An 11,103-nucleotide genomic window follows, 5' to 3' on the forward strand; every position below is an offset into this window, starting at 1 on the left:
AGCCGCAGGCGGGCAGATATGGGTCGCACCGCGCGGAACCCGTGTTCCGGTCAACTGATACCTTCAATTCCGCAAGCCCGTGAACTGGGCATGTAACTCCAGTGTGGTCACACGTGTATGGAACGTGACCGTTTCCAAACGTCGCTTGGCCCCACGATGTGGGATGGCCGTCCCGAAAACGGCGGCCGGCGCCCGCGCTTGACCACAGCGCTCGCCGTTGGCAAGGTTTTGCAGGCTTCGTGCACACCGTACGGCACACTCTTCCCGTTTCTCCACTGAGGACGGACTAGCTGCGGCGACCGGGCAACGCCCGCGCCCGCACCTGGAGGACGACTTGAGCCCCATCCGCTCCACGACCATTGCGGCTCTCGCATCCGTCGTACTGGCCGGCACACTCACGGGTTGCCAGTTCGGCACAGCGGACGCGACGGCGAGTCCGATCGTGATCGCAGCCGACCTCGAGCTCTCCGGCGCTGCCGCTCCCATCGGAAAGGCGTACCAACGCGCCCTGAAACTGAAGGTCGATCAGCTGAACTCCTCGGGCGCCCTGAACGGCCGGCGAATTGAGCTGGACGTGAAGGACAACCGCTCCGACGCGAGCGAATCGCTACGCAACATCGGCGACTTCAGCAGCGATTCCCAGGTCAGCGCGATCATCATGGGTGGCTGCAACGAATGCGCGATCGGCGCGGTGCGGACCATCAACGAGAAGAAGATCCCCACCATCGCCCTCGCCACGTCCAGCTCCGTGGCCAACCCGGTGGCAGACCGCCGGTACGTGTTCAAGCTCGGCCCAAACGCCGCCGACAGCGCCTCCGCCCTCGCCGCTGAGCTGCGCCGCAAGAACGTCCGCAAGGTCGCGTTGCTGTACAGCGCGGACGACTACGGCCGCGAGGGGCTCGCCGCCCTGCAACGGGAGCTGGACAAGGCGTCGATCAAGTTGCCGAACAAGGCGGCGGTCAAGGTCACCGACACCGATGTGAGCCAGCAGGTCCAGTCGCTCGCCTCCCGCAAGTCCGACGCGCTGGTCATCTGGACCCCACCGGAGCAGGCCGCGCTCGCCGCCACGGCGGCGAAGCAGGCCCACTTCACCGGCTCGCTCTACTTCGACGCCGGCGCCGCCGGAGACCTCTTCCTCGGCGAGTCCGCCCAGGCCACCGAGCGGGCGACCCTGATCTTCACCCAGACCATGGCGATCGACGACGTGATCGCCACGACGCCGGCCAAGGCGTCCCGCCGCCAGTGGTTCCAGGACTACACCGCCCGGTTCGGTGGCTACAACGGCGCCTCGTCGTTCGCGGCGGACGCGGTGCAGCTCATCGTGGACGCGCAGACGCGCGCCGGAGGCCCGGCCGACAAGGTGAACCGGGACGGCATCCGGGACGTGCTGGAAACCTCCCAGCTGGACGGCCTCTCCGGCCCGATCCGGATGACTCCGGACAACCACTCGGGGCTCATGCCGCAGGCGCTCACCACGCTGGTGGCGCGCAACGGGCGGTGGCGCCTCGCCGGGTGAGGCGGTGCGGTGTGGTCCGCCATACCCGGCTCGGGCGGTCGGGCTCGAACCCTCCGCCGGGCACGGCGGACCACACCGTGGGTCAGATCCAGGTGGTCAACGGTCGACGTAGCGGTCAGCGGCTGCTCGTGGTCTCACGGACCCAGGGAAGAGCGACGCGCTCGATCACCACGAGAGCGCTGTAGAGCAGGATGCTGGCCAGCGCGACCAGCATGATCGCCGCCCACGCGGTGGCGGTGTCCCCGACGCCGGCGTACTGCTGGATGGCGTAGCCCAGGCCACCCTCGCCCGCCTGGAACTCGCCGATCACCGCGCCGATCGCGGCCAGCGGCATGCCGACCTTGAGACCGACGAAGATCTGCGGCAGCGCGGCGGGGAACCGCACCTTGCGGAACGCCTGCCAGCGCGAGGCGTTCCAGGAACGGACCAACTCGGCGAGGTCGGCCGGCGTGGTGGTCAGGCCGGTCGCGGTGGAGAGCACGATCGGGAAGAAGCAGAGCAGGAACACCATCGTGAGGATGGGCTTCTGCCCCCAACCGAGGGCGACCACCAGCAGCGGCCCGAGTGTGATCTTGGGCACCGCGTTCACCGCGACGAGCAGCGGAGTGAACATCCGCTCCACCAGCCGGGACGAGGCGAGCGCCAGCCCGAGCAGGACGCCGGCCGCCACGGAGAGCGCGAACCCGATCAGGATCTCCAGCGTGGTGTCGCCGGTGTACTCCAACATCTCGGCCGGCTTGTCGACGAACGCGGTCAGTACGTCCCCCGGAGGCGGCAACGCCGCCGGGTGGACCAGCTCCAGCCGGGCGGCGATCCACCACACGGCGAGAGCGATCAGCAGACCGACCGTGGGCAGCAGTGCCGCCCCCGCCCCCGCGGCCCGTACCCCGGCCGTCACGCGTCGACCGGCGATCGGTGCGGTCTCCGCGGTCTTGGGTTCGGTCACCGGCTCGGCCGACCGGACCTCGGTCATGGTCTCCTCCTTCGGGTCGTCCGGCACCGGGCCGGAACGCGAGTCGGGGTGCGCCCCGCCAGAGTCCGGCGAGACGCACCCCAGGCCGCCGCTTTGATCAGGCCTTCGGCGTCAGGCTGAAGTCGATGATCTGCTCGGGCGTGATGTTCTGCTTGAGAGTGCCGGCGCCCTGGAGGATCGCGATGCTCTTGGCCACCCGGCCGCTGTCCAGCGTGCCCAGCGCGGTGCCGGAGTTGCTCGACCGCACGTAGCCGGCCATCAACTGCAGCTCGGCGGCGGCCGAGTCGACGTTGGTGGCGGGCACGTTCTTCTGCAGGATCTTCGCCGCCTCCTGCGGGTTGGCCAGGCTGTACTCCAGGCCCTTCATCAACGCGGCGGTGAACTTCTTGACCATCTCCGGCTTCTCCTTGGCGATCTTCGCCGAGGTGATCAGCACGTTGCCGTAGAGGTCCTGCATCACGTTGCTGTACGGCAGCAGGACGGCCTTCTTCTTCGCCACGCCCTCGATCGTGGGCTGACCGACGACGAACTGGCCGATGCCGTCGACCTGGCCGGTCGCGAGCGTCTGGATCAGGGTCTGCGCGTCACCGTTGACCCACTGCACCTTGGCCGGGTCCACACCGGCCATCTTCGCGTACGTCGGGAAGAGGTTGCGGACGACGGAGCCGGGGGTGTCCGCGAGCTTCTTGCCCTCCAGGTCCTTCGGAGAGGCGATGGCCTTGCCGTCGAGCGTGGCGATGGCGGCCATGGTGCGCTGCTGGATCGCGGCGACCGCGACGAAGTCCTTGGCCTGGCCGTTGCCGAGCTGCAGCAGGCCACCGGTCAGGTCGATCGGGCCGAAATCGGCCTGGCCGCCGACGATGGTCTGGATCACCGCGCCGGTGCCCTGACCGGGCTTGATGTCGACGTCGAAGCCGGCCTCGGAGAAGAAGCCCTTCTCCTTCGCGACCCAGGCGTAGGCGTCACGGCCGAAGTTGCCGAAGGAGGTTAGGTAGGTCACCTTCTCCCGTGATCCGCCGCTGCCGCCCTTGGCGTCCTCGGACGAGTCCGAACCGCCAGAGCAGCCGGCGAGCAGGGCGAGGGTGGTGGCCAGCGCGGCCGCGGCGACCGTACGGGTCAGCCTTCTCATCAGTGCACCATGTCCTTTCCGACCGGGGCCGGCCGGCCGCCGGAGGGGTTGTCGCGGGACGCCGACGAACGGGGGCAGGCCGGCATCACCGTCTAGAGGGGACTCTTTCGCGGGCACAGCGTACGAGAACCCCACCTTTGCCCCGCCAGGCGTGCCGCATTGCGGTACGGGAACAAACTCATGTCCACCCCGGACGGTGTGAACGCCGCGATGACCAGCTAGCCTGTGGCAGATTTCTGACCGTCCACTCAGGGAGGCGTGCGGGAGATGATCCGACTGTCCGGGGTGTCCCGCACCTTCGACGGCCGCTCCGGGCGGGTCGAGGCGCTGCGCGGCATCGACCTGGAAGTGGCCGAGGGCGAGTTCGTGGCGATTCTCGGCCGCTCCGGCTGCGGCAAGTCCACCATGCTGCGGCTGATCGCCGGCCTGCTGCCGGTCAGCGCCGGCGAGATCACCGTCGCGGACACGCCGGTCAGCAAGCCGCGGCAGGACATCGCGATGCTGTTCCAGAAGCCGGCCCTCCTGCCCTGGCGTACGGTGCTCGACAACGTGCTGCTGCCGGTCGAGATCTTCGGCTGGAGCCGGGCGAAGTACCGGGAACGTGCCCGGCAGTTGCTCGACCTGGCCGGACTCGCCGGCTTCGAGAAGCGCCTGCCGCACGAACTCTCCGGCGGCATGCAGCAGCGGGTCTCGCTCTGCCGGTCGCTGATCGGCGACCCCCGCGTGATGCTCATGGACGAGCCGTTCTCCGCCTTGGACGCGCTGACCCGCGAGGAACTCTCCGGCGAACTCCAGCGCGTGCACATGGAGAACGCCGCGACGATCGTCTTCGTCACCCACTCGATCGACGAGGCGGTGCTGCTCGCCGACCGGGTCGTGGTGCTGAGTCCCCGCCCCGGCCGGATCCGCAAGGTCGTCGACGTGGACATCCCCCGGCCGCGCACCCTGGGCCGCAACGCGCACCTCGCCGACGTCGCCCGAGTCAGCGCGGACCTGCACGAACTGTTGATGGAGCGGGAACATTCGATGACCGCTGACACGAGCGGACGATGACCATGCGGGTGACCGTTTTCACCGAGCCCCACCGGGGCGCCAGCTACGACGACCAGCTCCGCTTCGCCCAGACCGTCGAGGCCTGCGGGTTCGAGGGCTACTTCCGCGCCGACCACTACCAGTCCATGGGCACCGACCCGGGGCTGCCCGGCCCGACCGACGCCTGGCTGACCCTGGCCGCCCTCGCCCGGGAGACCAGCCGGATCCGGTTGGGCACGCTGGTCACCTCGGCCACCTTCCGGTTGCCCGGGCCGCTCGCGGTGATGGTCGCCCAGGTCGACCAGATGAGCGGCGGCCGGGTCGAGCTGGGCATCGGCGCCGGTTGGTACGAGCGGGAGCACATCTCGTACGGCATCCCGTTCCCGCCCGTCGGCGAGCGCTTCGACCGGCTGGCCGAGCAGCTCGAGGTGATCACCGGGCTCTGGCGGACCCCGGTCGGCGACTCGTACAGCTTCACCGGCGACCACTACCGCCTGGTCGAGGCTCCGGCCCTGCCCAAGCCGGTGCAGGTGCCCGGGCCCCCGGTCATCCTCGGCGGCCGCGGCCCGAAGCGGACCCCTGAGCTGGCCGCTCGCTACGCCGACGAGTTCAACATGCCGTTCAAGTCCGTCGGGGAGACGGCCCAGGCGTACGACCGGGTGCGCGAAGCCAGCGACCGGGTCGGCCGGACGGAGTCGGGCCGCGCGCCGCTGGTGCTCTCCGCCGGCATCGTGGTGGCGGTCGGCCGCACCGAGGCGGAGGCCGAACGGCGCGCCGCGCCGCTGCACGTGGCGAGCGCGCTGCCGCCGGAGGACGCGCTGATCGGCTCGCCCGCCCAGCTGGTCGACCGGATCGGCGAGTTCGCCGCCATCGGGGCCACCCGGGTACACCTGCGACTGATCGGCCTCGCCGACCTCGACCATCTGGAGCTGATCGCGAGCGACGTGCTCCCACAGCTGAACGGAGTGGGCGAATGAGCGAGGGAATCGAGCTGGGCCCGGTCGGCCAGGAGATCGTGTACGAGAACGACCGGGTCCGGGTCTGGCACATCCGGCTCGAACCGGGTGAGTCGCAGCCGCTGCACCGGCACGACCACCCGTACCTGGTGGTGGCCGTCCAGGGCGCGAAGAACGTGGTGCAGACGATCGACGGCATCCGGATCGACGCGGACGAGCCGACCGGCGGGGTGGTCTACCGGGACCCGGGCGCGGTGCACATGCTGACCAACGTCGGGAACACGACTTATCTGGCTCGGCTGGTCGAACTCAAGTAGACGCGCCGGTTCGCCGCCGTCACGCTGCGCGGCGTGCCGGTAGCGATCCGGCGCACCAGGTGCGTAACGTGCCCGATATGGCCTTTCGGACCTGGGGCAAACTGCTGCTCACGGCGCTCGGGGTGAGCGTGCTGGCCGGGGCGGGCCAGCTGGGCCTCGCGTACGGCCTCGGCATCGTCCGGCTCACCGGCTCCTTCACCGGCTCGACCGTCAACCAGTGGCCGGCCCAGCTCACCTGGGTCGGCTGGTTCGCCGCGAACGCCACGGTGGCCGGCGCGGTGCTGACCGAGCGCCTCGCCCGCCGCGACACCGAACCGGCCACGACCGGCCGCGTCCTGGCCGTCGGTACCGCCGCCGCGCTCGGCGCCTTCGTCGTGGCACCACTGTGCATGCAGCCCGCCCGGGCGGCGGAACTCGTCTCCGTCGACCCGGTCTTCGCGGTCGGCATCTGCGCCGTCCTCGGCGCGGTCGTCGGTGCCGGTGCGGCGATCGCCGTACTGCTGAATCCGCCACTGGGCTGGAACATCACGGCGGTCACCGGCACGGTCTGGCTGCTCGCGCTCGTCTCCACGCTGCCGTCGCTCGGCGCGGCCGGGCCGCTGCGCACCGTACGGCTCGGTGTCCTCGAACCGAACTGGCTGAGCGCGGACGAGGCACAGCGGCTTTCGCTGTTCCTGCTGCCGCTCCTCGCCCTGCTCGCCGGAGCGGCGACCGCCGCGCTGGCCCGTTGGCGGGGCCAGGTCCCGCTCGTGAGTGGCGCGACCGGGGTGGCCGGACCGGTGCTGGTGGCCTTCGCCTACCTGACCGCCGGTCCGGGCGACGCGATCGACCGCTACCAGACCGCCCCCTACTACGGTGCGCTGATCGCGGTCGCCGCCGGTGTGCTGGGTGCGGCCGCCGCCGCCCTGCTGCGCCGGCCGGTCAGCGCGCGTACCGCCGGTGCGCACGCCCTGTCGCCGGCCGCCGACCCCCGCTCCCTGCCGGCCGGCCCGACGCCGCTCGCCGACGTGACCGGCACCGCCCGGTCGGCCGGTGCCGCCCTGATCGTCGGCCCGGCCGATGCCGTACCGGCCGCGGATCCGGTCGCCGCACCGCTGACGGTCGCGTCGACGCTCGGCCGCCCGGCCGAACCGAGCGAGGCGCCCGCCGCGACCGAGGACCCCGCCGTCGAACCCGGTGCCGCCGCGGCTGTCCCGACAGAGGCGGCCGTCCCCGCGGAACCCGACCGTCCCGCCGATCCGGGTCCGGTCGACGGTCCCGCGAAGGTGACGCGGCAGCGTACCGGTGCGGAGCCGGCCTCGGAAACGGTGGTCGACGACGGCCCGCCGATGCCCGCCGAGGCGGAACCCGCCGCGACCGAACCCGCCGGTCAACAGGCCACCCCCGCACCCGCACCCGCACCCGCAGAGCCGAAGTCCGCCGGCGAACCGGCCGTTCCGGTACCCGCCGGGTCGACGCGAGCGCCGAAGCCCCGACGTAACCGCAAGGCCCGGTCGACCTCGGTCGCGGCACCGAACGCGCCGACCGACCAGGGCGGTGACCCGGAATCGGGGGCCACTGCGACGCCGGACGCGGTCCCGGACCTGACCGAGCCGGCCGCGACAGACGTCGACGGGGAGGCCGTCGAGCCGTCGACGGGCGCCGCCGACCCGGCCGGCTCGCCGTCCGGGGACGAGACGGCGGCAGCCACGATCGGCGACGACGACGTCACCAGCAGCACAGCGCCGCCCGGCACAGCGGACCCGGCAGCCGTGGACGACGTCCCGACGGCCACCCTCGGAGAACCGCCGACGGCCGGGACCACGGACCCGGCCCCGCCGGGCGGTGACGGCACGGCACCCACGCCGACGCTCCACGACCAGCCCGTGGCCCCGGCCACGCCGGTCGACGCCGAGCCGGCCGAGCACCCGGACGGGTTGCTCGATGACCACGCGGCCGACCCGGGGACCTCCCCGACCGATCGCCCGTCCGCCGGAGACCAGGCGACCACCGGCGCGACGAGCGCCTCGGCGGGCGAACCGGAGCCGGAGCGGCAGAACCGTTCCCGTGCCTGGCCGGTCGAGGCGGCCTGGCCGTTCCCGCGGCGCACCCGGCCGGACGGCACCGAGGCGGCTCGCCCGCCGGTACCGGCGCAGTCGTCCGACGCGATGCCCCGGGCTCGGCACCGGGCCCCGCTGCCCGATTTCAACCGGGCAGCGAGCTGGGAGGCGCTGGCCGCCGCCCGGCGTGCCGGCCCGGTGTCGACCGACCCGCCCGCCACCACACCGGACCCGGCGTCGGCCGACGCGGAGCCGGCCACCGACGATGCCGTCGCGGCGTCCGACGCGGCCGTCGACCACGCCACCGGAGCACCTGACGTTCCCGAGCAGTCCGCCGGGCGTGCCCGGGGTCGGCTCGGACTGTTCCGGCGCAACCGGCCTCGCGCCGACGCGGAGAGCACCGCCGAGGAGCCGTTGCCGGCGCAGGAAGAGGAGTACGTCGACTGGGTGACCGGCCTGAGCCGACCCGTCCGCGACAACGAGCCCGAGCAGGAGAGCGGACGCCGCTCGCTGCGCTCGTCCGGCCGCCACCACCGGAGCTGAACCCGCTGCCCCCGGTGCGGTCGTCGCCGTGGAGGACGACCGCACCGGGAGAGAACGTACGGCCGGGACGCTGAGGGCGCGCCCCGGGCGGCTCAGGCCAGCGGCAGATACACCCGCCCGCCGGAGGAGACGAACTCCGCCGACTTGTCCTGCATGCCGCGGGCGGCGTACTCCTTGAGGTCCTGGGTGATCTTCATGGAGCAGAACTTCGGACCGCACATCGAGCAGAAGTGCGCGGTCTTCGCCGGCTCGGCCGGCAGCGTCGCATCGTGGTACGACCGCGCGGTCTCCGGGTCCAGCGCCAGGTTGAACTGGTCCTCCCAGCGGAACTCGAACCGCGCCTTGGAGAGCGCGTCGTCCCACGCCTGGGCGCCGGGGTGCCCCTTGGCCAGGTCGGCCGCGTGCGCCGCGATCTTGTACGCGATGACCCCGGCCTTCACGTCGTCCCGGTCGGGCAGCCCCAGGTGCTCCTTCGGGGTGACGTAGCAGAGCATCGCGGTACCGAACATGCCGATCATGGCGGCGCCGATGGCCGAGGTGATGTGGTCGTACGCCGGTGCGATGTCGGTGGTCAGCGGCCCGAGCGTGTAGAACGGCGCCTCGTGGCACCACTCCTGCTGGAGGTCCACGTTCTCCTTGATCTTGTGCATGGGCACGTGCCCCGGGCCCTCGATCATCACCTGGACGTCGTACCGCCACGCGACCTTCGTCAGCTCGCCGAGGGTCTTCAGCTCGGCGAACTGCGCCTCGTCGTTCGCGTCGGCGATCGAGCCGGGGCGCAGACCGTCACCGAGGGAGAAGGTCACGTCGTAGCGCGCGAGGATCTCGCACAGCTCCTCGAAGTTCGTGTAGAGGAAGTTCTCCTCGTGGTGCGCGAGGCACCAGGCCGCCATGATCGAGCCACCGCGCGACACGATGCCGGTCACCCGGTCGACGGCCATCGGCACGTACGGCAGCAGCACTCCGGCGTGCACGGTCATGTAGTCCACGCCCTGCTCGGCCTGCTCGATGACGGTTTCCCGGAACACCTCCCAGCTCAGCTTCACCGGGTCGCCGCCGACCTTCTCCAGCGCCTGGTAGATCGGCACCGTGCCGATCGGCACCGGCGAGTTGCGCACGATCGCCTCGCGGGTCTCGTGGATCCGCCTGCCGGTGGAGAGGTCCATCACCGTGTCCGCGCCCCACCGGGTGGCCCAGGTCAGCTTCTCCACCTCCTCGGCGACCGAGGAGCTGACCGCCGAGGTGCCGATGTTCGCGTTCACCTTGACCAGGAACGCCTTGCCGATGATCGCCGGCTCGCACTCCGGGTGGTTCACGTTGAGCGGCAGCACCGCCCGGCCCGCCGCGATCTCGTCCCGGACGAACTCGGGTGCCACACCCTCCCGGATCGCCACGAACTCCATCTCCGGCGTCACCACACCGGCCCGGGCGTACGCGAGCTGCGTCGGACGACGGCCGTCCACCCCGGCGAGCGGGGTGCCGGCTCCCCGGACCGGGGCGACGTCTCCCCGCTCGGCGATCCACGGACCGCGCAGCGGCTCGAGCCCGACCTCGGGGTCGGATCCCGGCCCGGAGGTGTCGTAGAGACGGACCGGAGGATTGTCCCCGGTCAGCGTCACCTCGGCGAACGGCACCCGGATCTCGGGTCGGGACCCCTCCACGTACACCTTGCGTCGTGCCTGCATGACACCCTCCCTGGTGCTCAAGCGGACCATCCGAAGTGGTCCAGCGGGCCGCGTCCCGCGCCCAACTTCCAGTGCCGCGCGCCGGTCAGCGCGCGGCTCACGTACTCCTTGGCGGCGGCGACCGCGGTCGGCACCGGGTCGCCCAGCGCGAGGCGGACGGCGATGGCCGCCGAGAACGAACAGCCGGTGCCGTGCGTGTGGCGGGTATCGACCCGCGGGCCGCGCAGCAGGGTGGTCACCCCGTTGCCGTGCAGCACGTCGACCGCCTCACCGCCGTCGAGGTCGCCACCGGTGACCACCACGTACGCCGGGCCGCCGGAGGTCAGCGCCGTCGCGGCGGTCACCATCTCCTCGACCGTGGTCACCGGCCGTCCGGTGACGGCCGCGGCCTCCGCGCAGTTCGGCGTCGCCACCTCGGCGTACGGCAGCAGCCGCTCCACCGCGGCGACCACCCCGAGCGTGTGTCCGCTGGTGGCGACCAGCACCGGGTCGACGACGAGGTGCGGCAGCCGGCCGGCCCGAGCCGCTGCGGCGACCGCGTCGGCGACGGCGGGGGTGCCGAGCATGCCGGTCTTGACCGCGCCCACGGTGAAGTCGGTGAGCACGCTCTCGATCTGATCGGTCACGGCGGCCGGCGGCAGCGGCAGGACGGCATCGACGCCCCGGGTGTTCTGCGCGGTCACGGCGGTGAGGACACTCGTGCCGTACGCGCCGAGCGCCGCGAAGACCTTGAGGTCGGCCTGGATGCCCGCTCCCCCGCCGGAGTCGGATCCGGCGATGGTGAGGACCGTTTCGGGCGTCACTGCTTCGTCTCCTTTCCCTGCGCGGAAGTCGTGGTCCGTGTTGAGGGCTGCGGCCGACCGTGCCCACTCCGGGCGGTCAGGCTTGATCCCTCCGTGGGCACGGTCGGCCG

General features: G+C 71.8%; 9 protein-coding genes. 5 read left to right on the plus strand and 4 right to left on the minus strand.

What is annotated here, in order from left to right; genetic code table 11:
* Positions 1-334 precede the first annotated feature (334 nt).
* On the plus strand, positions 335-1,516 hold the full coding sequence (locus tag ABZS42_RS25585; protein ID WP_355149360.1) for an ABC transporter substrate-binding protein: 1,182 nt from the start codon (positions 335-337) through the stop codon (positions 1,514-1,516).
* Positions 1,517-1,631: 115 nt separating this feature from the next.
* Here the strand turns inward: ABZS42_RS25585 and ABZS42_RS25590 are convergent, their stop codons facing one another.
* A complete protein-coding gene (locus tag ABZS42_RS25590) occupies positions 1,632-2,489 on the minus strand; it encodes an ABC transporter permease (protein ID WP_355149362.1) in 858 nt (285 codons plus the stop codon).
* Between the two features lie 97 nt (positions 2,490-2,586).
* Entirely contained in the window at positions 2,587-3,618 is a 1,032-nt protein-coding gene (locus tag ABZS42_RS25595) for an ABC transporter substrate-binding protein (protein ID WP_355149364.1), read from the minus strand.
* A 267-nt stretch (positions 3,619-3,885) separates the two neighbouring features.
* Here ABZS42_RS25595 and ABZS42_RS25600 point away from each other — a divergent pair, with 267 nt between their 5' ends.
* The 4 genes from ABZS42_RS25600 (at position 3,886) to ABZS42_RS25615 (ending at position 8,505) form a co-directional block, all read left to right on the plus strand.
* Positions 3,886-4,671: an ABC transporter ATP-binding protein gene (locus ABZS42_RS25600; protein ID WP_355149366.1), complete on the plus strand. Its 786-nt coding sequence runs from the start codon at positions 3,886-3,888 to the stop codon at positions 4,669-4,671.
* A gap of 2 nt (positions 4,672-4,673) precedes the next feature.
* On the plus strand, positions 4,674-5,627 hold the full coding sequence (locus ABZS42_RS25605; RefSeq protein ID WP_355149376.1) for an LLM class F420-dependent oxidoreductase: 954 nt from the start codon (positions 4,674-4,676) through the stop codon (positions 5,625-5,627).
* Positions 5,624-5,923: a cupin gene (locus ABZS42_RS25610; protein WP_355149368.1), complete on the plus strand. Its 300-nt coding sequence runs from the start codon at positions 5,624-5,626 to the stop codon at positions 5,921-5,923. The genes ABZS42_RS25605 and ABZS42_RS25610 overlap by 4 nt, the downstream gene beginning before the upstream one ends.
* Positions 5,924-6,000: 77 nt before the next feature.
* On the plus strand, positions 6,001-8,505 hold the full coding sequence (locus tag ABZS42_RS25615) for a hypothetical protein (protein ID WP_355149370.1): 2,505 nt from the start codon (positions 6,001-6,003) through the stop codon (positions 8,503-8,505).
* A gap of 92 nt (positions 8,506-8,597) precedes the next feature.
* On the opposite strand, the gene thiC is transcribed toward ABZS42_RS25615, so the two are convergent.
* Together thiC and thiD are read right to left on the minus strand one after the other, a co-directional pair.
* Positions 8,598-10,190, minus strand: a complete 1,593-nt coding sequence (gene thiC / locus ABZS42_RS25620) for a phosphomethylpyrimidine synthase ThiC (RefSeq protein ID WP_355149372.1) — start codon at positions 10,188-10,190, stop codon at positions 8,598-8,600.
* A 17-nt stretch (positions 10,191-10,207) separates the two neighbouring features.
* Positions 10,208-10,993, minus strand: a complete 786-nt coding sequence (gene thiD, locus ABZS42_RS25625; protein ID WP_355149374.1) for a bifunctional hydroxymethylpyrimidine kinase/phosphomethylpyrimidine kinase — start codon at positions 10,991-10,993, stop codon at positions 10,208-10,210.
* Positions 10,994-11,103 lie beyond the last annotated feature (110 nt).

Origin of the sequence: Micromonospora sp. NPDC005367 (assembly GCF_040606825.1) — a bacterium.
Classification (GTDB): domain Bacteria; phylum Actinomycetota; class Actinomycetes; order Mycobacteriales; family Micromonosporaceae; genus Micromonospora.

What these genes read in the sequence shown, in the direction of transcription:
- ABZS42_RS25590 (WP_355149362.1), bottom strand. Translation starts at nt 2,489, where the DNA reads ATGACCGAGGTCCGGTCGGCCGAGCCGGTGACCGAACCCAAGACCGCG.
- ABZS42_RS25595 (WP_355149364.1), bottom strand. Translation starts at nt 3,618, where the DNA reads ATGAGAAGGCTGACCCGTACGGTCGCCGCGGCCGCGCTGGCCACCACC.
- ABZS42_RS25600 (WP_355149366.1), top strand. Translation starts at nt 3,886, where the DNA reads ATGATCCGACTGTCCGGGGTGTCCCGCACCTTCGACGGCCGCTCCGGG.
- ABZS42_RS25605 (WP_355149376.1), top strand. Translation starts at nt 4,674, where the DNA reads ATGCGGGTGACCGTTTTCACCGAGCCCCACCGGGGCGCCAGCTACGAC.
- ABZS42_RS25610 (WP_355149368.1), top strand. Translation starts at nt 5,624, where the DNA reads ATGAGCGAGGGAATCGAGCTGGGCCCGGTCGGCCAGGAGATCGTGTAC.
- ABZS42_RS25615 (WP_355149370.1), top strand. Translation starts at nt 6,001, where the DNA reads ATGGCCTTTCGGACCTGGGGCAAACTGCTGCTCACGGCGCTCGGGGTG.
- thiC (WP_355149372.1), bottom strand. Translation starts at nt 10,190, where the DNA reads ATGCAGGCACGACGCAAGGTGTACGTGGAGGGGTCCCGACCCGAGATC.